At 73.4% G+C, this 18,758-nt stretch carries 19 protein-coding genes; 11 read left to right on the plus strand and 8 right to left on the minus strand.

The features are described 5' to 3' along the window. Nucleotides 1–12 precede the first annotated feature (12 nt). Nucleotides 13–1,212, minus strand: coding sequence for an ATP-grasp domain-containing protein (locus ACIQ1J_RS27475; protein WP_403560912.1), 1,200 nt, complete (start codon nucleotides 1,210–1,212; stop codon nucleotides 13–15). Nucleotides 1,213–1,494: 282 nt separating this feature from the next. Between ACIQ1J_RS27475 and ACIQ1J_RS27480 the strand changes: the two genes are divergently transcribed. Together ACIQ1J_RS27480 and ACIQ1J_RS27485 are read left to right on the plus strand one after the other, a co-directional pair. After that, nucleotides 1,495–2,364, plus strand: a complete 870-nt coding sequence (locus tag ACIQ1J_RS27480) for a metallophosphoesterase (RefSeq protein ID WP_210961078.1) — start codon at nucleotides 1,495–1,497, stop codon at nucleotides 2,362–2,364. Continuing rightward, on the plus strand, nucleotides 2,361–3,041 hold the full coding sequence (locus ACIQ1J_RS27485) for a 4'-phosphopantetheinyl transferase (protein WP_403560914.1): 681 nt from the start codon (nucleotides 2,361–2,363) through the stop codon (nucleotides 3,039–3,041). Before ACIQ1J_RS27480 ends, ACIQ1J_RS27485 begins: the two co-directional genes overlap by 4 nt. Nucleotides 3,042–3,116: 75 nt before the next feature. Here ACIQ1J_RS27485 and ACIQ1J_RS27490 read toward each other — a convergent pair whose 3' ends face one another. The 3 genes from ACIQ1J_RS27490 to ACIQ1J_RS27500 all read right to left on the minus strand — a co-directional run bounded on the left by ACIQ1J_RS27490 (nucleotide 3,117) and on the right by ACIQ1J_RS27500 (nucleotide 4,722). Then, nucleotides 3,117–3,359, minus strand: coding sequence for a hypothetical protein (locus ACIQ1J_RS27490; protein ID WP_403560916.1), 243 nt, complete (start codon nucleotides 3,357–3,359; stop codon nucleotides 3,117–3,119). A gap of 137 nt (nucleotides 3,360–3,496) precedes the next feature. Beyond that, on the minus strand, nucleotides 3,497–4,033 hold the full coding sequence (locus tag ACIQ1J_RS27495) for a toxin-antitoxin system, toxin component (protein WP_403561053.1): 537 nt from the start codon (nucleotides 4,031–4,033) through the stop codon (nucleotides 3,497–3,499). Nucleotides 4,034–4,065: 32 nt separating this feature from the next. Further along, the gene (locus ACIQ1J_RS27500; RefSeq protein WP_403561055.1) at nucleotides 4,066–4,722 is read right to left on the minus strand and encodes a helix-turn-helix domain-containing protein; all 657 of its coding nucleotides are present in this window, start codon (nucleotides 4,720–4,722) and stop codon (nucleotides 4,066–4,068) included. 232 nt (nucleotides 4,723–4,954) lie between these two features. Between ACIQ1J_RS27500 and ACIQ1J_RS27505 the strand changes: the two genes are divergently transcribed. From ACIQ1J_RS27505 to ACIQ1J_RS27535, 7 genes are all read left to right on the plus strand, one after another. Then, nucleotides 4,955–5,614, plus strand: a complete 660-nt coding sequence (locus ACIQ1J_RS27505; protein WP_403560918.1) for a hypothetical protein — start codon at nucleotides 4,955–4,957, stop codon at nucleotides 5,612–5,614. 62 nt (nucleotides 5,615–5,676) lie between these two features. Beyond that, nucleotides 5,677–6,828 carry an NAD(P)/FAD-dependent oxidoreductase gene (locus ACIQ1J_RS27510; protein WP_403560920.1) on the plus strand — a complete coding sequence of 384 codons (1,152 nt, stop codon included), beginning with the start codon at nucleotides 5,677–5,679 and terminating at the stop codon, nucleotides 6,826–6,828. Then, on the plus strand, nucleotides 6,825–7,124 hold the full coding sequence (locus tag ACIQ1J_RS27515) for a (2Fe-2S)-binding protein (protein WP_403560922.1): 300 nt from the start codon (nucleotides 6,825–6,827) through the stop codon (nucleotides 7,122–7,124). Before ACIQ1J_RS27510 ends, ACIQ1J_RS27515 begins: the two co-directional genes overlap by 4 nt. Beyond that, nucleotides 7,114–8,505 (plus strand): NAD(P)/FAD-dependent oxidoreductase, encoded by a 1,392-nt coding sequence (locus tag ACIQ1J_RS27520; RefSeq protein WP_403560924.1) that lies wholly within the window; start codon nucleotides 7,114–7,116, stop codon nucleotides 8,503–8,505. The genes ACIQ1J_RS27515 and ACIQ1J_RS27520 overlap by 11 nt, the downstream gene beginning before the upstream one ends. A 68-nt stretch (nucleotides 8,506–8,573) precedes the next feature. Continuing rightward, on the plus strand, nucleotides 8,574–9,464 hold the full coding sequence (locus ACIQ1J_RS27525; RefSeq protein ID WP_403560926.1) for a dihydrodipicolinate synthase family protein: 891 nt from the start codon (nucleotides 8,574–8,576) through the stop codon (nucleotides 9,462–9,464). Between the two features lie 10 nt (nucleotides 9,465–9,474). Further along, the gene (locus ACIQ1J_RS27530; RefSeq protein ID WP_403560928.1) at nucleotides 9,475–10,476 is read left to right on the plus strand and encodes a proline racemase family protein; all 1,002 of its coding nucleotides are present in this window, start codon (nucleotides 9,475–9,477) and stop codon (nucleotides 10,474–10,476) included. After that, the gene (locus ACIQ1J_RS27535; protein WP_403560930.1) at nucleotides 10,473–11,183 is read left to right on the plus strand and encodes a GntR family transcriptional regulator; all 711 of its coding nucleotides are present in this window, start codon (nucleotides 10,473–10,475) and stop codon (nucleotides 11,181–11,183) included. The genes ACIQ1J_RS27530 and ACIQ1J_RS27535 overlap by 4 nt, the downstream gene beginning before the upstream one ends. A 76-nt stretch (nucleotides 11,184–11,259) precedes the next feature. Here ACIQ1J_RS27535 and ACIQ1J_RS27540 read toward each other — a convergent pair whose 3' ends face one another. Next, entirely contained in the window at nucleotides 11,260–12,555 is a 1,296-nt protein-coding gene (locus ACIQ1J_RS27540) for an MFS transporter (RefSeq protein ID WP_403560932.1), read from the minus strand. Between the two features lie 172 nt (nucleotides 12,556–12,727). Between ACIQ1J_RS27540 and ACIQ1J_RS27545 the strand changes: the two genes are divergently transcribed. Next, entirely contained in the window at nucleotides 12,728–14,788 is a 2,061-nt protein-coding gene (locus ACIQ1J_RS27545; protein ID WP_403560934.1) for a phosphocholine-specific phospholipase C, read from the plus strand. 18 nt (nucleotides 14,789–14,806) lie between these two features. On the opposite strand, the gene ACIQ1J_RS27550 is transcribed toward ACIQ1J_RS27545, so the two are convergent. Both ACIQ1J_RS27550 and ACIQ1J_RS27555 read right to left on the minus strand, forming a co-directional pair. Further along, the gene (locus ACIQ1J_RS27550; protein ID WP_403560936.1) at nucleotides 14,807–15,910 is read right to left on the minus strand and encodes a hypothetical protein; all 1,104 of its coding nucleotides are present in this window, start codon (nucleotides 15,908–15,910) and stop codon (nucleotides 14,807–14,809) included. Next, nucleotides 15,907–16,722 carry a phosphatase PAP2 family protein gene (locus ACIQ1J_RS27555; RefSeq protein ID WP_403560938.1) on the minus strand — a complete coding sequence of 272 codons (816 nt, stop codon included), beginning with the start codon at nucleotides 16,720–16,722 and terminating at the stop codon, nucleotides 15,907–15,909. Before ACIQ1J_RS27555 ends, ACIQ1J_RS27550 begins: the two co-directional genes overlap by 4 nt. A gap of 238 nt (nucleotides 16,723–16,960) precedes the next feature. Here ACIQ1J_RS27555 and ACIQ1J_RS27560 point away from each other — a divergent pair, with 238 nt between their 5' ends. Further along, nucleotides 16,961–17,575 carry a TetR/AcrR family transcriptional regulator gene (locus ACIQ1J_RS27560; RefSeq protein WP_210961064.1) on the plus strand — a complete coding sequence of 205 codons (615 nt, stop codon included), beginning with the start codon at nucleotides 16,961–16,963 and terminating at the stop codon, nucleotides 17,573–17,575. Between the two features lie 144 nt (nucleotides 17,576–17,719). On the opposite strand, the gene ACIQ1J_RS27565 is transcribed toward ACIQ1J_RS27560, so the two are convergent. Further along, nucleotides 17,720–18,721 (minus strand): DUF2510 domain-containing protein, encoded by a 1,002-nt coding sequence (locus tag ACIQ1J_RS27565; protein WP_403560940.1) that lies wholly within the window; start codon nucleotides 18,719–18,721, stop codon nucleotides 17,720–17,722. Nucleotides 18,722–18,758: the final 37 nt, after the last annotated feature.

Raw genomic sequence — 18,758 nt, forward strand, 5'->3', positions numbered from 1 at the left:
TTCGGCCGCGTCCTACGCGGGAGCCCCGGCGGCCGGGTCCGGAGCGGGGGCGGTGATCGGGCCGCCGGCCGGTGCGGCGACCGCCGGATACTTCACCGGAGCCGGAGCCGGAGCCGGAGCCGGAGCCGGAGCCGGAGCCGGAGCCGGAGCCGCGACGGCGGGGAGGTCCGGTCGCTGATGCGGCAGGGAGACGGGCCGCAGCGGGCGGGGCCCGGACACCACCGTGTAGTCCTGGCCCAGGAACGGCGGCGTCAGCTCACCCGGGTCGTCACCGAGGGCCAGCCGGACCGCCGCCCACGGCACGTTGATCCCGCACAGCGCCAGCTGGTGCAGCCCTCCGGCCGGTCGGGTGTTGACATCCATCAGGACGGGCCGGTCGCCGTACATCCGGAACTGCACGTTGGCCAGGTGGTGCAGCCCGAACTCCTCGGCGATCCGCCGGGCCGGCGCCAGCCACTGCTCGTGGAGCGTGAAACCCCGGCGGCGGCCGTCCTTGGTACGGCCCACGGCCAGCCGCACCCGGTTGTCGGGTCCGGTGAGGCAGTCCACCGAGACCTCCGGCTGCTCCAGCCGCGGCATCACCAGCCAGTCGACCGGCTCATCGGCCGCCCCCAGCGCCTCGACGACCAGGTGCAGCGGCACGGACGGACTCGGGAAGCCGTTCAGGTGCGCGAGGGAGAAGGGGTCCCGGGTGACCATCCGGAAGCCCACGCCACCCGCGCCGGACGCGGGCTTGAAGCACGCCCGGTGCCCGTGGGCCTCCAGTTCCTCGACGGCCGAGACGAGTTCCTCGGCGGTGCGGACGCGCCACCACGGCGGTACCGGCACGCCGATCGCCCGGACCGCCTCGTAGGCGATCACCTTGTCCTGGAAGACGGCCACCGCCTCCGGCGGCGGCGCCAGCAGTGCCGTACCGGCCGCCTCGAACTCGGCACGGTGGGCCACGATCGCCGACTGGTACAGCCGGGGCACGAACACGTCGATGCCGCGCCGCGCGCACTGGTCCAGGGCGTACTCGACGTAGCCGGCCGGGGACAGGCCCTCCGGCTCCAGGTCGGCGGTGTCCGCGGCGGCCAGCACGGGGGAGTCCGGGTCACCGTGCGTGGCGTGGATCTCGACGGCCCGGTCGGCGGGATTTCTCCGCAGCTGATCCATGAAGAAGACGTTCTCCGCGTACGTGCGGTTGAGCCAGACGCGTACGGGAGAAACCATGCAGGCCGCCTTTCACGGTTCGCGGGCAGGGCGAAGCGGGCCGTGCCCGGCCAGGGGGTTGGAGGGACACCAAGCCGCCCTGCGCGGAGGGGATCGTGGCGGTGGTGTTGGGCCGATCATAGGGGGTTGCACGCCTTCGGACGCAAAGCGCGTCACACGGATGCACGGGCGGTGTCACGGGGCGGGCGGGACGCCCTGGTCCGGCGTGGGCGAGCCGCCCTTGTGACCGGGGCCCGCGATGTGATCTCGTGGCGTCGAACGGGCGTCCGGAAGGGGTGGGGGATGACGGCGACGGACGGTGGCCCGGGGAGGCTGTGGGCCATCAGCGACCTGCACATCGGCTACGCGGAGAACCGCGCCCTGGTCGAGAAGATGCGTCCCGAGTCCGACGACGACTGGCTTCTGGTGGCCGGCGACGTGGCGGAGACGGCCGCCGACATCCGCTGGGCCCTGAGCACCCTCGCGGACCGCTTCCGCCGGGTCCTCTGGGCCCCCGGCAACCACGAACTGTGGACGCATCCCAAGGACACCGTCACCCTCCGTGGCGTCGCCCGTTACGAGCACCTCGTCGAGATGTGCCGCGAGCTGGGCGTGACGACACCCGAGGACCCGTACCCCGTGTGGGAGGGAGCCGGCGGCCCGGCGGTCGTCGCGCCGCTGTTCCTGCTCTACGACTACTCGTTCCTGCCCGCCGGATCGGCGACCAAGGACGAGGGACTGGCGTACGCCCACGGCACCGGCGTCGTGTGCAACGACGAGTTCCTGCTGCACCCCGACCCCTACCCGAGCCTTGACGCCTGGTGCCGGGCGCGGGTCGCCGAGACCGAGCGCAGGCTCGCCGCGCTCCCCGCGGACCTGCCGACGATCCTCGTCAACCACTATCCGCTGGACCGGCACCCCACCGACGTCCTGTGGTACCCCGAGTTCGCCATGTGGTGCGGCACCCGACTGACCGCCGACTGGCATCGCAGGTTCCGGGTCGACACCATGGTCTACGGGCATCTGCACATCCCGCGGACCACCTGGCACGAGGGCGTCAGGTTCGAGGAGGTGTCGGTGGGCTACCCCCGCGAATGGCGCAAGCGGACCGGGCCACCGGGAGCGCTGCGCCGCATCCTGCCGTCGCCGACGCGAGAGGAGGCGGCCCGGTGATCGAGGAGCTGCTGCCCGACACGGTGGTCACCGTGGAGGCCCACGGCCAGGACGAGGCGGGGCACCTTCCCCTCTACCCGGAGGAGGCGGCGCTCGTGGCCCGGGCGGTCGCCAAGCGCCGCCGGGAGTTCACCCTCGTCCGGTCCTGCGCCCGCCGGGCCATGGAGAAGCTCGGCGTGCCCGCGCAGCCCGTGCTGACCGGCGAACGCGGAGCGCCGCGCTGGCCCGCCGGGCTGGTCGGCAGCATGACCCACTGCGACGGCTACTGCGCCGCCGCGCTGGTCCGCGCCACCGACCTGGCCTCCCTCGGCATCGACGCCGAACCCGACGGGCCGCTCCCGGACGGCGTCCTGCCCACCGTGTCCCTGCCCGTGGAGGCGGAGCGACTGCGCCGGCTGGCCGATGAGCGTCCCGGCGTCCACTGGGACCGGCTGCTGTTCAGTGCCAAGGAGTCCGTCTACAAGGCGTGGTTCCCGCTCACCGGGGAGTGGCTGGACTTCCTGGAGGCGGACATCGAGATCTCCGTGAATCCCGGCGACCCGCGCCGCGGTACCCTGCGCGCCACCCTCCTGGTGCCGGGACCGACCGTGGGCGGCCGGCGGCTGACCCACTTCGACGGCCGCTGGACCGCCGGGCGCGGACTGGTCGCCACGGCGGTCACGGTCCCGCACACCTGAGCCTTCCGCCGTGCCGCCCGCACTCCCCGGGGGCCGCTCCGTCCGTCCGGCGGCGCGTGCGGCTCGGGCCCCGCGTCAGGGCCGCGGGCACCAGCCCCGCAGCAGCCGGAAGAACTCCTCCTCGTTGCCGGCCAGCCCTGCGGCCTCCAGCGCCTGTTCCGCCTCGGCCAGCACGGAGGGCGGGACGACGGGCGGACGAGGGGCGTCGGCCGGTCCCGCCGTGGTGTCGAAACCGGCGCGCACCGTGTGCAGCAGCCGCAGGTAGGCCTGAACGGCGGTGCGCTCGTGGTCGGTCAGTACGGCGGTGGTGGTGGTCATCGGTCGGCTCTCCCCACAACGACGTCAGCGGTCACGCGCCCCCGCACAGCGGCGGCACTCTCCCAGCTTGCCGCCCGCCACTGACAATCCCGCCGAGCCGCGCCCCGTACGCCGCTCGTCATGGGCCGATCGGGCCATCAGCCCAGATAACCCAGCGACGCCCCTATCCGGCCCGCCAGGTGGTCCCGCTGCACCGGCCCGCGCAGAGCCGAACCGTCCAGCCACGTCCGGCACTTGCTGGCCAGCAGCAGCCCGAAGGCCTCCGCCTCCTTCTCGTCGGCGAGGTCGAAGCGGGAACGCGCGGCGACCGTGCGCACGGTGGCGCGCAGCAACTCCTCGTCCCGGTCCGCGCCGGCGTCCAGCAGCCGGGCCGCAACCGTGGCTCCCTCGACGTGGTGCCCGCAGTGCCCGGCCTTCATGTGCCACAGCTCGTGGCCCAGGATGACCAACTGGTGGTCGGGCGCGGTGCGTTCCTCGACGACGACCAGATCCTGGTCGGCCATGTCGAGCCACAGCCCGCTGGCCGTCCCGGGCGGAAAGGCGGCCATGCGGAACACCACCGGACGGCCCCGCCGCCTGCTCATCGCCTCGCACAGTGCCGCGTACAACTCGGTGGGCCGCGCCGGGGCGGGCAGCGTCAGCTCCTCGACCAACTCGCCGCACAGGCGGCGCATCTCCCTACCGATGCCCACGTCTCTCCCCAGGCTCACGACTCGGGCCGCTTGACGCTTTCCAGGAGCATGTCCAGCCATTCGGCGACCTTGTCGCGGTGCTGGTCGGTGGGCAGTTGGGCGGCCCGCCAGGCGATGCCGCGGACGCCGTGGTCCTGCAGCAGCCGCTCCAGCGGGTCGCCGGCGGCGGCCGCCGCCTTCCGCTCCCGGTCGGCGAGCTGCTGGAGCAGTTCCTGCTCGGTGTGCTGAAGGGCGCCCGCTAGCGCCTCGGAGTCCTCGGCGGTGAGGAATCCGGCGTGCACCCGGAAGAAGCGCTGGATGGCGTCGCAGTGCTCCATGGTGGGCCGCCGGTCGCCGTTGATGAGGGCGCCCGCCTGCTGCCGGGACATGCCGGCGCCGTCGGCGATCTCCTGCTGGGTGTACTTGCGTCCGCTGGGTTTCAGCCGGGTGCGGCGCAACAGGTCGAGACGCTGCACGAACCGGGCCTGCACATCGGGCTCGCCCGCCGGCCGGCCGCTCAGCAGGGCGCCCACCACGGACTCGGGGACACCGGAGGCGGCGGACAGACGGCCGACGTCGAAGACCTCGGCGGCGGACACGCCGAGCCGGTCCGCGAGTGCGGTGATGCGGGCGACGACGGCGGACAGCGCGGCCGTCGGCATGGCACCCGGACCCTCGAAGCCACCCGTCACCGACAGCTCTCCTACGTCTCTCACAGGCCTCACAGGCTTCTCACAAGCGGTTGCCGTGAACTTCCCGGAGAGTAGCCTGCCGCTCGAACTCACATCCAGGTCTCGCCACAACTGTGGCCTATTTCAGCCGTCAACAGGCACAAAATGCCACGATAGTTGACACGCCTCGCGTCGGGGCACCAGGATCGGGACGCCGCGAGAAGGCCGCATAGGCAAGAGGGGTGACCTCCCGATGGCATTTCAGGCAGAAGGGCAGCGGCCGGCGCCGCGGCCCGTCCCCACGACCCCCGAAGCCCAGGCGTACCTCCAGGACTACACCGCGCTCCTGGAGGCCGTGTCCTTCCCCTCCCTCGTCGTCGACCACCGCTGGGACGTGCTCCTGACCAACGGCGCCTTCCGGACACTCTTCCGGGGGGCCGGACCGCATCCGACGGCCATGCCGGGCGACAACTTCCTCAGATTCGTCCTGTTCCACCCCGACGCCTCCGCGGTCCTCGGGGAGCACGAGTCGAGCTGGTGCCTGCCCATGCTGGCGCACCTGGCCGGCGCCCTGGAGCGGAACGGCCACGACAACGCCCTGCAGGCCGTCCGCCGTGACATCGCCCAGGACCCGATCATGGAGGCCGCCTACCGCCAGGGCCTGCCGCACTGGATCCGTGCCGTCGGCGCGGCGGCCGTGGAACTCGACGGTGCCGTACGGCCGCTGCACCATCCCGACCCACGCTGGGGCGTCACCGAGTGCCGGGTCGTGGTCGAAACGTGCAAGGCGCTGGAGGAGTTGGGCTGCACCCGGCTGACGCTGGTCCTGCGCGAACCCCGCCGCGCCCCGCACCGACCCGCACGCCCCCGCCGCGCCGCCGCCCATCTGAGAGTCGTCCCCGCTCCCGAGTGATCCACCGCGCGAGCGGACTCCGCCCTGTTCCCACTCAGTGTGGTGTGTGACATAGTACTGGCGTGAGCACGCCGCTGACCTGCGATGTCGTAGTGGTCGGGGCCGGAATGGTGGGTGCGGCCTGTGCGCTGTACGCCGCCCGCGCCGGGCTCGACGTGACAGTGGTGGACCGTGGCCCGGTGGCCGGCGGCACCACCGGAGCGGGGGAGGGCAACCTCCTCGTCTCCGACAAGGAACCCGGACCCGAGCTGGAACTCGCCCTGCTGTCCGCCCGCTTGTGGACCGCGCTGGCCGGCGAACTGGGCCACGCCGTCGAGTACGAGGCCAAGGGCGGCGTGGTCGTCGCCGGGACCCCCGAGTCACTGGCCGGCCTGGAGGCCTTCGCCGCCGGCCAGCGGACGGCCGGGGTGCAGGCGGTGGGCGTCCCGGCGGACCGGCTGCACGACCTCGAACCCCGTCTCGCCCCCGGCCTGGCGGGCGCCGTGCACTATCCGCAGGACGCCCAGGTCATGCCCGCCCTGGCCGCCGCCCGCCTGCTGCGGGCGTCCGGGGCCCGGCTGCACACCGGCCGGACGGTGACCGGCGTCCTGCGCGACCGCGACGGCGCCGTGCGCGGAGTACGCACGGACCGCGGTGACCTGCACGCCCCGGCCGTCGTCAACGCGGCCGGACCGTGGGGCGGCGAACTGGCCGCCCTGGCCGGTGTACGGCTGCCGGTCCTGCCCAGACGCGGCTACGTCCTGGTCACCGAACCACTGCCGCCCCGCGTACGCCACAAGGTGTACGCCGCGGACTACGTCGCCGACGTCGCCAGCGACTCGGCCGCCCTGCAGACCTCCCCGGTCGTGGAGGGCACCGCCGCGGGGCCGGTCCTCATCGGTGCCAGCCGCGAACGGGTCGGCTTCGACCGGTCGGTGTCCCTTCCGGCGCTGCGGGCGCTGGCGGCGGGCGCGACCCGGCTGTTCCCCTTCCTCGCGCAGGTACGGGCGCTGCGGGCGTACGCCGGGTTCCGGCCGTATCTGCCCGATCACCTGCCGGCGATCGGCCCCGACCCGAGGGCGCCCGGTCTCCTCCACGCGTGCGGGCACGAGGGCGCGGGCATCGGCCTGGCCACCGGCACCGGACACCTGATCGCCCAACTGCTGAGCGGTGAGCGGCCCGCGCTCGACCTCACCGCGTTCCGCCCCGACCGCTTTCCCGAGGAAGCCCGGTGAACCCGCTCCGGCTGGTCCGGGCCCGGCCGGCGCGCGCCTTCACGGTCACCGTCGACGGGCGGACGACCGAGGCACTGCCCGGCCGGACGGTCGCCGCCGCGCTGTGGGCGGCCGGTATCACCGCCTGGCGCACCACCCGGAACACGGACCGGCCGCGCGGGGTGTTCTGCGGGATCGGCGTGTGCTTCGACTGCCTCGTCACCGTCAACGACCGCCCCAACCAGCGCGCCTGCCTGGTCCCCGTACACCCCGGCGACGTGATCCGCACCCAGGAGGGGACCGGCCATGAGGACTGACCTCGCGGTGATCGGGGCCGGACCGGCCGGGCTCGCGGCGGCGCTGACGGCGGCCGCCCGCGGGGTACGGGTCACGGTCGTGGACGCGGCCGACCGGCCGGGCGGGCAGTTCTTCCGGCAGCCCGCCGCCGAGCTGGGCGCCCGGCGGCCACGGGCGCTGCACCACCGGTGGCGCACCTGGGAGCGGCTGCGGGACGGGCTCGCCGCCAGTGACGTACGCGTTCTGACGGACCATCACGTGTGGTTCGTCGAGGAGCGGTCCGGCGCGTTCACCGTGCACGCGCTGCTCGGGCCCGGGCAGGACGAGCCGGTCGCCGTACACGCGGACGCGGTTCTGCTCGCCACCGGCGGCTACGAGTACGTCCTGCCCTTCCCCGGCTGGACCCTGCCCGGCGTACTCACCGCCGGGGGCGCCCAGGCCATGCTCAAGGGCGGGCTGGTGGTGCCCGGACGGGCCGCCGTCGTCGCCGGCACCGGGCCGCTGCTGCTGCCCGTGGCGACCGGGCTCGCGGTGGCCGGGGCGCGGGTGGCGGCGCTCGTGGAGTCCGCCGACCCGAGGCAGGTCGCCCGCCACGCCCGCGCCCTGGCCGGGAAGCTCCCCGAGGGCGCCGGATACGCCGCCCGGCTCCTGCGCCACCGCGTCCGCCCTCTCACCCGGCACACCGTCGTCCGCGCCCACGGCGACGACCGGCTGACCGGCGTGACCGTCGCCGCCCTCGACGCCGACGGACGCGTCCGGCGCGGCACCGGGCGGTACATCCCCTGCGACACCCTGGCCGTCGGCCACGGCATGCTTGCGCACACCGACCTCGCCGACGGCCTCGGCTGCCGCCTGGACGGCCCGGCCGTGGCCGTCGACGCCGAGCAGCGCACGAGCGTCCCCGGCGTCTGGGCGGCCGGGGAGTCCACCGGCGTCGGCGGCGCCGCCCTCGCGCTTGCCGAGGGGCACATCGCCGGGCGCTCGGTCGCCGCCCGACTGCGGGGCACCGGGCCCCGACCGGCCGGCCGGACGGACGCCGAGCGGACCCGTGAGACGCTGCGGGCCTCCGCCGAGGTCCTCGCCGCCGCCTTCGCCCCGCCCGCCCACTGGACCGACCAGGTCACCGACGACACCCTCGTCTGCCGTTGCGAGGAGGTCACCGCCGGTGCCGTCCGGGAGGCCGTCGACGGCTTCGGCGCGGGGGACGTGCGCACCGTGAAGCTGCTGACCCGGGCCGGGATGGGCTGGTGCCAGGGGCGGATGTGCGCCCCAGCCGTCGCCGGTCTCACCGGATGCGGAGCCACCCCTTCCCGGCGGCCGTTCGCCCGCCCCGTTCCCCTCGGTGTGCTCGCCCAGAAACCGCAGGAACAGCGGGAACAGCCAGAACAGCAGGAACAGTAGGAACCGCCCGAGCCGGAACAGCCACAGCCGGAACAGCCACAGCCGGAACAGCCCGAGAGAGGATCCTCATGACCGACCACCGCCCCTGGCGCGGCGTCCTCGTCGCCACCGCCCTCCCGCTGAACGACGACCTCTCCGTCGACTACGACGCCTATGCGGGCCACTGCGCCTGGCTGGTGGCGAACGGCTGCGACGGTGTCGTACCCAACGGCTCCCTCGGCGAGTACCAGGTGCTCACCCCCGAGGAACGCACCCGGGTCGTCGAGACCGCAGTCGCCGCCGTCGGCGGGGAGCGGGTCATGCCCGGCGTCGCGGCCTACGGGTCCACCGAGGCACGCCGCTGGGCCGAGCAGGCACGGGAGGCCGGCTGCGGCGCGGTGATGCTGCTGCCGCCCAACGCCTATCGCGCCGACGAACGTTCCGTCCTCGCCCACTACGCCGAGGTCGCGAGGGCGGGCCTGCCGGTCGTCGCGTACAACAACCCCGTCGACACCAAGGTCGACCTGGTGCCGGAACTGCTCGCCCGGCTGCACGGCGAGGGACACATCCAGGGCGTCAAGGAGTTCTCAGGCGACGTCCGCCGTGCCTACCGCGTCGCGGAACTCGCCCCGGACCTGGACCTGCTGGTCGGCGCCGACGACGTCCTGTTGGAGCTGGCGATCGCCGGGGCGAAGGGCTGGATCGCCGGATACCCCAACGCGCTGCCCGCCGCCTGCGTCGAGCTGTACCGCGCCGCCACCGCCGGCGACCTGTCCACGGCCGACCGGCTGTACCGGCAACTGCACCCGCTGTTGCGCTGGGACTCGAAGGTCGAGTTCGTGCAGGCGATCAAGGTCTCCATGGACCTCGCCGGACGGCACGGCGGCGCCTGCCGCCCGCCGCGTGTGCCGCTGCTGCCCGAGCAGGAGGCCGCCGTCCGTGCCGCCACCGAGAAGGCCCTCGCGGCCGGACTGGCGTAGGGGTACGACCATGCGCAGCAGACTCGTCCTGCACGCCGTCGACTCCCACACCGAGGGCATGCCCACCCGAGTGGTCACCGGCGGCGTCGGCACCATCCCCGGCGCGACGATGAACGAGCGGCGGCTGTACTTCCGCGAACACCGCGACGACGTCAAGCGGTTCCTGATGAACGAACCGCGCGGCCACGCCGCCATGAGCGGCGCGATCCTCCAGCCGCCCACCCGGCCCGACTGCGACTGGGGCGTCGTCTACATCGAGGTCTCCGGCTACCTCCCCATGTGCGGACACGGCACGATCGGCGTGGCGACCGTCCTCGTGGAGACCGGCATGGTCGAGGTCGTGGAACCCGTCACCACCATCCGCCTCGACACCCCCGCCGGAGTCGTGGTCGCCGAGGTGGCGGTGGAGGGCGGCGCGGCCCGGGCGGTGACCCTGCGCAACGTGCCCTCCTTCGCCGCCGGCCTCGACCGCGAGGTGACCCTGCCCGACGGCCGGACGGTGACGTACGACCTCGCCTACGGCGGCAACTTCTACGCGATTCTGCCGCTGGAGCGGCTGGGGCTGCCCTTCGACCGGTCCCGCAAGGACGACATCCTCGCCGCCGGCCTCTCCCTGATGGCGGCAATCGCCGAGGACGAAGAACCGGTACACCCGGAGGACCCGTCCATCCGCGGCTGCCACCATGTCCAGGTGACCGCACCCGACGCAACCGCCCGCCGCTCCCGGCACGCCATGGTGATCCACCCCGGCTGGTTCGACCGCTCGCCCTGCGGCACCGGCACCAGTGCCCGCATGGCCCAGCTGCACGCCCGGGGCGAACTCCCCCTGCGCACGGAGTTCGTGAACGAGTCCTTCATCGGCACCCGGTTCACCGGCCGGCTGCTCGGCACCACCGAGGCCGGGGGCCTGCCCGCCGTGCTGCCCAGCTTCACCGGCCGCGCGTGGATCACCGGCACCGCGCAGTACCTGCTCGATCCCGAGGACCCCTTCCCCGCGGGGTTCGTGCTGTGAGTGCTGTGAACGCGAACGCCACCGGTCCCGCCCTGCCCGTCCTGGGCGGCAGGAAGCCCAGCCACCGCGAGCGGGTCGCCGAGGCGCTGCGCGCCGCCCTGATCGCGGGCGAACTGCGCCCCGGCGAGGTCTACTCGGCCCCCGGCCTCGCTGCCCGCTTCGGCGTCTCCGCCACCCCCGTGCGCGAGGCGATGCTCGACCTCGCCAAGGAAGGGCTGGTCGGCACCGTTCCCAACAAGGGATTCCGGGTCACCGCCGTCTCCGACGGGCAACTCGACGAGTACACCCACATCCGGTCGCTCATCGAGATCCCGACCACCGCCGGGCTCGCCACCACCGCCGACGCCGTCGCGCTGGAGGCCCTGCGCCCGGTGGCCGAGGAGATCGTCACCTCGGCCGCGGCCGGTGACCTCATCGCGTACGTCGAGGCCGACCTGCGCTTCCACCTGGGGCTGCTGGCGCTGGCCGGCAACGCCCACCTGGTGGAGGTCGTACGCGACCTGCGCCGGCGCTCCCGGCTGTACGGCCTGACGGCGCTGGTGGAGCAGGGAAGGCTGCGGGCCTCGGCCGAGGAGCACCTGGAGATCCTCGACGCGCTGCTCGCCCGCGACGAGGAGGCGGTGCGCGGGGTGATGACGCGACACCTGGGACACGTCCGCGGTCTGTGGGCGGCCCGGGCCAGTGAGGCGGCGTCGCGTCCGTCCTGACCGGCTGCCCTCGCCGGTACGGAAGCGGCACTCGCCCGCCGCACCTGGCGCGGATGAGCCCGACCTGCACAGGGCGTCAGCGCTCCAGCTCCTTGTGCGCCGTCTCCGGCAGCCGCAGGTACACGAGCGAGGACAGCAGGCACAGCACGGCGACGTACCAGGGGAAGAGTCCGGCGTGGCCCAGGTCCTTGAACAGCGTGCCGACGTACGGCGCCGTGCCGCCGAACAGGGCGACCGTCAGCGAGTAGGGGAAGCCGATGCCGGCCGCCCGCACCCGGGGCGGGAAGATCTCGGCGTTGACGGCGGCGCTGATCGAGGTGAAGCCGGTCAGCAGGATCATGCCCGCGCACTGCACGAGCAGCAGCACGGCGAACGAGTCGCGCAGGGAGTGCAGCAGGGGCACGCTCAGCAGGGCGAACCCCACACCGAAGAAGAGCAGCGGCGGACGGCGCCCGAAACGGTCGGAGAGCAGCCCGCCGAGCGGCTGGAGGAGCGCGAAGAAGGCGAGCGAGATGGTGCCCGCGAGCAGCGCGTCCGCCTTGTCCAGCCCGGTGTTGAGCTCGGCGTACGTCGGCAGGTACGACGTCCAGGTGTAGTACGCGATGGTGCCGCCCGCCGTGATGCCGCAGATCAGCAGGGACTCGCGCGGATGGCGGCGCAGCGCCTCGAACAGGCCGGGGCGCGGGGCCTTCAGCTGCTCGGCGCTGCGGGTCTCCTGGGCGCCCTGCCGGATCCAGAAGCCGACCAGGCTGAGGACGGCGCCGAGCACGAACGGCACCCGCCACCCCCAGCCGTTCATCCGCTCCTCGCTCAACGTGTTCACGAGCAGGGCCGCGACGCCGGACGCCACGAGCTGCCCCGCCGTCGTCGACACGTACTGGAAGCTGGAGAAGAGGCCGCGTCGGCCGGGCCCCGCCGACTCCACCAGGAAGGTCGTCGACGCCGCGAACTCGCCGCCCACCGAGAGCCCTTGGAGCAGCCGGGCCACGACCAGGACCACCGGGGCGAGCACACCGGCCGCCGCGTACGTCGGGGTCAGGCCGACCAGCAGGCTGCTGCCGCCCATCAGCAGGATGGTGGCCGTCAGCGCGGCGCGCCGCCCGCGCCGGTCGGCGATCGCGCCCATCAGCAGCCCGCCGACCGGCCGCATGAAGAAGCCCACCGCGAACACCGCGAACGTCGACAGCAGCGGCACCAGCGAGTTGTCCGTGCTCTTGGGGAAGACCTGGTCGGCGATGTAGGTGGCCAGAAACGTGTAGGCGTACCAGTCGTACCACTCCACGGCGTTGCCCACCGAGGCGGCGAGGAGCTGGCGTACGGGCCGTCGGGTCGGGGGCGCTTCCGTGTGCATGCCTGTCATGATCGCGACCATCCCCGGGTGGTGGGCCCGGCACACCTCACGTACCGGTGACTTTCACACCAGCGCCACCGGACCCTTCCCTGACGTTTGCTGCTCCTGGAACACTCCTTTCGCGCGCATTCCGTCATCATCCGGCACCGTCCGGCCGGGTGAGTCCCCCCAAGGTGAGAGGCTCTTACACCCCATGGCCGAAGTGAACCGGCGCCGATTCCTCCAACTCGCGGGCGCCACCACGGCGTTCAGTGCGCTCTCGGCGAGCATCGAGCGGGCCGCCGCGCTCCCGGCGAATCACCGCTCTGGTTCCATCGAGGACGTCGAGCACATCGTCGTCCTCATGCAGGAGAACCGTTCGTTCGACCACTACTTCGGCAGGCTGCGCGGCGTGCGCGGCTTCGGCGACCCGCACCCGGTCTCCCTGGACGGCGGCAAGTCGGTCTGGCACCAGACCAAGAGCGACGGTACCGGGGTGCTGCCCTTCCACCCCGAGGCCGACGACCTCGGCATGCAGTTCCTGGAGGGGCTGCCGCACGGCTGGTCCGACGGGCAGGACGCCTACCACAACGGCAAGTACGACCGCTGGCTGCCCGCCAAGGGCACCACCACCATGGCGTACCTGACCCGTGAGGACATCCCCTTCCACTACGCGCTCGCCGACACCTTCACCGTCTGCGACGCCTACCACTGCTCCTTCATCGGCTCCACCGACCCCAACCGCTACTACATGTGGTCGGGTCACACGGGCAACGACGGCACGGGCGGCGGCCCGGTCCTCGGCAACGACGAACTCGGCTACGACTGGACGACGTACCCCGAGCGGCTGGAGGAGGCCGGGATCTCCTGGAAGATCTACCAGGACGTCGGCGACGGCCTGGACGCGGCCGGCCACTGGGGCTGGATCGACGACGCCTACCGCGGCAACTACGGCGACAACTCCCTGCTGTACTTCAACAAGTACCGGAACGCCGAGCCCGGCGATCCCCTGTACGACAAGGCCCGCACCGGTACCGACGCGAAGAGCGGCGACGGGTACTTCGACCGGCTCCGCGCCGACGTCAAGGCCGGGCGGCTGCCGGAGATCTCCTGGATAACCGCCCCGGAGGCCTTCTCCGAGCACTCCAACTGGCCGTCCAACTACGGTGCCTGGTACATTTCCCAGGTTCTGGACGCGCTCACCTCCAACCCGGCGGTGTGGGCGAAGACCGCCCTGTTCATCACGTACGACGAGAACGACGGCTTCTTCGACCACGTGGTGCCGCCGCTGCCGCCGAAGTCCGCCGCGCAGGGCCGGTCCACCGTGGACGTCTCCCTGGACGTCTTCAAGGGGAGCAAGGCCCACCGCGAGGGCTTCTACGGGCTCGGCCCGCGCGTGCCGATGCTGGTCGTCTCGCCCTGGAGCAAGGGCGGCTTCGTCTGCTCCGAGACCTTCGACCACACCTCCGTCATCCGGTTCATGGAACGCCGCTTCGGCGTCCGCGAACCGGGCATCTCGCCGTGGCGGCGCGCTGTCTGCGGCGACCTGACCGCCGCCTTCGACTTCTCCCGCAAGGACAGCCGCCCGGCCGAGCTGCCGGACACCGACGCCTATGAGCCGCCGGACCGCGAACGCCACCCGGACTACCGCCCGACGCCGCCCGCCGACCCGGACATGCCCCGGCAGGAGCGCGGTCTGCGCCCCGCCCGCCCGCTGCGGTACGCCCCGCACGTGGACGGCGCCGTGGACGCGGCGGCCGGGAAGTTCACGCTGACCTTCGCCTCCGGCGCCGAGGCAGGTGCCGCTTTCCTCGTCACCTCCGGCAACCGCACCGACGGCCCCTGGACCTACACCACCGAGGCCGGCAAGACCATCGCGGATACCTGGAACTCGGCGTACTCGGACGGGTCCTACGACCTGACCGTGCACGGACCCAACGGCTTCCTGCGCGCCTTCCGGGGCCCCAACAGGACCGCCGGGCCCGAGGTCACCGCCCGGCACACCGGCGACGACGTCCGGCTGACCCTCACCAACACCGGGTCCGGCACGGTCCGTCTCCGGGTCGCCAACGCCAACGCCTACGGCGGCGGGGGCAGGACCGTCACCGTGCGCCCCGGCGCCACCGTGCACCACATCGTCGACCTCGCGCGCAGCCGCCGCTGGTACGACGTGACGGTCACCTCCGAGGCCGACCCGGCGTTCCTGCGGCGCCTCGCCGGGCACGTGGAGAACGGGCGGCCAGGGGTGAGCGACCCGGCGATGATCACGGATTGACGGCCCGGCCGGACAGGCCTACAGCCGCGTGAGGTGCCCCGGCCCAGGCTGCCGGGGCACCAGCACGGGCCCCACCTGCCTCGGGCCCATCGCTTCCGGGGCCGGCACTCCTGGGCCCACCGCTTCCGGCACGAGCGCTCCTGGGGCTACTGCTTCCGGGGCCAGCGCTCCTGGGCCCACCGCTTCTGGGGCTACTGCTCCCGGGCTCACCGCTCCCGGCCCCACCGCTCCCTGCCCCATCGGCGCCGGTCGGGCCGGTGCCGTCGCCGGCGCGGCGGCCGTCGCCCCGGCCTCGTCGGAGCGCCCGGGCGTCGCCCGGCTCAGCTGGACCACGCCCCAGGCGGCCAGCGCCGCACCGGTCAGCGCGAGCAGCACGCCGCCCGCGCCGCCCCGCAGCCGCTCACCGAGCAGGGACAGCCCGATCACCGCGGCGGCCACCGGATTGGCCAGCGTCACCACCGCCAGCGGGGCGCCGAGACCACCCCGGTACGCCGTCTGCGCCAGCAGCAGCCCGCCCGCCGCGAAGGCCGCCACCAGTACCGACACGCCGATCACCTGGGCGCTGAGCAGCGAGCCGGAGTGGTCCGTGACGGCGACCGTGACGGTCTGGGTGAGAGCCGAGGCGACCCCGGAGGCGATGCCGGACGCCGTCGCGTGCCGCAGCCCCGGCCGGGTGCCGGGCCGGGACAGCATGCCGATCAGCGCCGCCGCCGCGCCGGAGACGGCCAGCGCCTCGGGCACGCTCAGCACGTCGTCGGGCGCGGGTCCGGACGCGGTGAGCAGCAGCGCGCCGAGCCCGAGCAGCGTCAGTCCGATGCCCCGCCACTCGACCGCGCCGACCCGCCGGCCCGCCAGCCGCGCCCCCAGGGGCACCGCCGCGACCAGGGTGAGCGCGCCGAGCGGCTGGACCACGGTGAGGGGCCCGTACTTGAGGGCCACGACGTGCAGCAGCGCGGCCGAGGCGTTGAGCGCGACCGACCACCACCAGGCCCCGCGGGCCAGCATCCGCAGCGCGCCCGTGCCGGAGCTGCGGGCAGCCAGCCGTTCCTGGGCGACGGCCGCGGCGGCGTAGGCGCAGGCGGAGACCAGCGACAGCAGGACGGCGATCAGGGCGGCGCTCATCGGCCCGCCCCCACCAGGTCACACTGGTCCGCCGTCCGGCGCCGGACCTCGGGCCGGCGGAGGGTCACGGTGCACCGCGGCCGGTGCGGCAGGCGGAACACCGCCAGGACGAGGCCGAGCATGGCCGCCGCCACGATCACGTCGAGCCAGTAGTGGTTCGCGGTGCCCACGATCACCAGCAGCGTGAGCAGCGGATGCAGCAGCCACAGCCACCGAAGGCGCGACCGCGTCGCGACGATCAGCCCGACCGCCACCATCAGGGCCCAGCCGAAGTGCAGCGAGGGCATCGCCGCGAACTGGTTCGACAACTGATCGGTGCTCGGCGGGCCGTACACCGAGGGACCGTAGACCCGGGCCGTGTCGATCAGACCGGTGGCGCCCAGCATGCGCGGCGGGGCGAGCGGAAAGAGCAGGTGCAGCGCCAGCGCGGCGCCGGTCATCGCGGCCAGCACCCGGCGGGCCCGGACGTAGTGCTCCGGCCGCCGCAGCCAGAGCCAGATCAGGAAGGCCGCGGTGGCCGGGAAGTGGACGGTCGCGTAGTAGGTGTTCGCCGCGTGTGTCAGGGTGTCGCCGTGCAGGAGCAGGGACTGCACCGTGCCCTCGTCGGGCAGTCGCAGCACGCGCTCCCACTCCCACACGTGGTGGGCGTTGCGGAAGGCCTCGGCGGTGTGGCCCGTCGCGAGCCGTCGGCCGAACTTGTACGCGAGGAAGAGCCCTGCCACGAGCAGCAGCTCACCGACGAGCGGTGGGCGTGCGACCGGGCGCGCGGGCTCGTCCGGCCGCGCTTGTGCAGGCTCGCTGCGGGCATTCATCCCCCGGCCCCTTCACTGACGGTGGTGCGTGTGGCTCACAGGTATGTGGCTCACAAGTGCGTGGCTCACAGGTGCGGGGCCGTGTGACGGTTCTCATCGATACGACCCCGTTCCGATACGCTAGTGTACCGATACGCTGATGTACCGGTACACTGACGTATCGATAGACGTACGCCACACTGGAGTACGGGCCGCTCGAGGGCCCTACCGCCACCCGGAACCGTGAGGAGCACCGCCGATGACGTCGCAGGCCGCGGACCGACCGGAACCGGCCGGCGCCTCCCGCCGCTCCAAGATCACGCCCGAGCGTGAGCAGGAGTTCTTCGACGCCGTGCTCGAACAGATCCGGTCCTGCGGCTACGACGCCGTCACCATGGAAGGCATCGCCGCCAGCACCCGGTGCAGCAAGTCCACGCTCTACCGGCAGTGGAAGACCAAGCCCCAGTTCGTGGCCGCCGCACTGCGCTCCAACCGCCGGGTGCGCTTCACCGACATCGACACCGGGTCGCTCGCCGAGGACCTGCGCCAGGCGGCCCGGGCCGCGGGCGGGGGCGCGGGCAAGGACACGGGACTGCTCCAGGCGCTCGGCCACGCGGTCATGGAGGACCCGGAACTCAAGGGCGCGCTGCGCGAGGCACTCGTCGAGCCGGAGATCGCCGCGCTCCGGGACATCCTCGCGCGCGGCGTCGCACGGGGCGAGGTCCCCGCCGGCCACCCGGCGCTCGAGTACGTACCGGCCCAGCTGTTCGGCATGCTGCGGATGCGGCCCGTCGTCGAGGGCGAGCAGGCCGACGCGGAGTACCTCGTCGGGTTCGTGGAGGCCGTCGTGCTGCCGGCACTCGGCCTCCCCTGAGACTCAGGTCGCCGTCCATGGGATGACTGGACGGCGACCTGCCAGCGCCGCACCGTGGGGACGGGGGCGGCGCGCACCCCGGCCGGGTGGGACGCCTTCTGAGCGGAAGGGCGCCCCACCCGGCCGACTGCTGTCCGGGACCGGTCAGACGTCCTGACCGCTGCCGCCCCCGCCGCTGGAGTCCACCGCGATGCCCTTGGTGATCTCGTCGATCACCGCTTGCTTCTCCCCGACGTCGACGCCGAAGCGGACGACGACGATGCGCTCTGGGTCGGCGGGCGAGGGGAAGGCGAGCGACTCGACGTAGCCGTCGGCGCCCTTGCTGGTGACCGCCTTCCAGCGGACCAGGTAGCCCTTCTGCCCGGCGACCGTGACCGCCTCGGACGCCAGTTCCTCGTGCGAGGTGATCGCGCCGTAGGACTCGCCGCCGTAGGACTCCTCGGCGTTGGCCTCGATGTCGGCCTTGGCGACCTCCTCCGCGGTGCCGCCCTTGGTGCCCAGCACCACCGCGGGAGCCGAGTAGGCGCCGCCCTTGGTGCAGGTCTTGGAGGTGTCGCCGGGGCACTTGTAGCTGTCGTCCGACGTCACCGTCGCGCCGACCTGCAACTGCTGCCCGGACCAGCCGTCCGGAATGGGCAGGCTGATCCCGCTGACCGGGTCCGTCACCGACCCGCTGTCGATCGTGGGCGGTTCGGAACCGTCCGGGGAGCCGGGCGAGGGCGACTCGCCGCCCTCGCCGCCGCCCGAGTCGCCGAAGGGGTCGTCCCGGCCGCCGGGCCCGCGCCGGTCCTGCTGCGAGGATCCCGCGCCGTCGCCGCCCGGACCGCCGTCGGCCAGCACGTACACGCCGACCCCGATGCCGGCCAGCACGGCCACGGCCGCCCCGACGGCTATGCCGGTACGCAGCCGGCGCCGCCGCGCGGACGGCGCCTGTGCGGGAAGTCCCGGATAGCCCGGGTGCACGGGATACGGGCCGGGCGCGGTGTCGTGCGCCGGCGGCTGCGTAGGAGGCGCCCACGCGGCGGCCGGACCCGTGGCACGGACCTGGTCCGTCCACGCGTTGCCGTCCCACCAGCGCTCGGTGGCGGGACCGTCATTCTTCTGTCCGGGGTCCGGGTACCACCCGGGAGGAGTCTCCTGCGTCATGTGCCCACCGTAAGAGGCGTCGGTGAAAGCGGGATGA

This window comes from Streptomyces sp. NPDC097107 (assembly GCF_044762405.1).
GTDB lineage: Bacteria > Actinomycetota > Actinomycetes > Streptomycetales > Streptomycetaceae > Streptomyces > Streptomyces thinghirensis.

Coding starts and splice junctions, on each gene's coding strand:
- ACIQ1J_RS27475 (WP_403560912.1), bottom strand. CDS start 1,212: ATGGTTTCTCCCGTACGCGTCTGGCTCAACCGCACGTACGCGGAGAAC.
- ACIQ1J_RS27480 (WP_210961078.1), top strand. CDS start 1,495: ATGACGGCGACGGACGGTGGCCCGGGGAGGCTGTGGGCCATCAGCGAC.
- ACIQ1J_RS27490 (WP_403560916.1), bottom strand. CDS start 3,359: ATGACCACCACCACCGCCGTACTGACCGACCACGAGCGCACCGCCGTT.
- ACIQ1J_RS27495 (WP_403561053.1), bottom strand. CDS start 4,033: ATGCGCCGCCTGTGCGGCGAGTTGGTCGAGGAGCTGACGCTGCCCGCC.
- ACIQ1J_RS27505 (WP_403560918.1), top strand. CDS start 4,955: ATGGCATTTCAGGCAGAAGGGCAGCGGCCGGCGCCGCGGCCCGTCCCC.
- ACIQ1J_RS27520 (WP_403560924.1), top strand. CDS start 7,114: ATGAGGACTGACCTCGCGGTGATCGGGGCCGGACCGGCCGGGCTCGCG.
- ACIQ1J_RS27525 (WP_403560926.1), top strand. CDS start 8,574: ATGACCGACCACCGCCCCTGGCGCGGCGTCCTCGTCGCCACCGCCCTC.
- ACIQ1J_RS27530 (WP_403560928.1), top strand. CDS start 9,475: ATGCGCAGCAGACTCGTCCTGCACGCCGTCGACTCCCACACCGAGGGC.
- ACIQ1J_RS27540 (WP_403560932.1), bottom strand. CDS start 12,555: ATGGTCGCGATCATGACAGGCATGCACACGGAAGCGCCCCCGACCCGA.
- ACIQ1J_RS27545 (WP_403560934.1), top strand. CDS start 12,728: ATGGCCGAAGTGAACCGGCGCCGATTCCTCCAACTCGCGGGCGCCACC.
- ACIQ1J_RS27550 (WP_403560936.1), bottom strand. CDS start 15,910: ATGAGCGCCGCCCTGATCGCCGTCCTGCTGTCGCTGGTCTCCGCCTGC.
- ACIQ1J_RS27555 (WP_403560938.1), bottom strand. CDS start 16,722: ATGAATGCCCGCAGCGAGCCTGCACAAGCGCGGCCGGACGAGCCCGCG.
- ACIQ1J_RS27560 (WP_210961064.1), top strand. CDS start 16,961: ATGACGTCGCAGGCCGCGGACCGACCGGAACCGGCCGGCGCCTCCCGC.
- ACIQ1J_RS27565 (WP_403560940.1), bottom strand. CDS start 18,721: ATGACGCAGGAGACTCCTCCCGGGTGGTACCCGGACCCCGGACAGAAG.